At 67.7% G+C, this 310-nt stretch carries 1 protein-coding gene; it reads left to right on the forward strand.

The features are described from left to right. Positions 1 to 310, forward strand: a 310-nt coding sequence (locus tag EN869_RS33960) for a PAS domain-containing protein (RefSeq protein WP_348640386.1), incomplete at both ends; no start/stop codon positions are given.

Raw genomic sequence — 310 nt, forward strand, 5'->3', positions numbered from 1 at the left:
GCGGCGAGCCTTGTCATCCTGGTGCTCTCGGCCGCGGCGCTGCGCATCGATCTGCGCTTCCGCCGCCACAAGGTCGAGGCCGAGCGGATGCACGGCTTGGCCAATGCCGCCGTGGAGGGGCTCATCGTCTGCGACGGCAGCCGCATCGTCAGCGCCAACGACAGCATCGCGGCGCTGAGCGGCATCGCCGCCACGACGTTGAACACGATGACGCTTGGCGAGCTTTTCGGCGAGCGCGTCGCCTCCTGCATCGCCGGCGGCAACAGGCAGGCGCAGGAAGCAGAGCTCAAAAGCCATGACGAAAGCCGAA

The sequence above is a fragment of the Mesorhizobium sp. M2D.F.Ca.ET.226.01.1.1 genome, from assembly GCF_004022705.2.
In the GTDB taxonomy this organism is placed as follows: Bacteria; Pseudomonadota; Alphaproteobacteria; order Rhizobiales; family Rhizobiaceae; genus Mesorhizobium.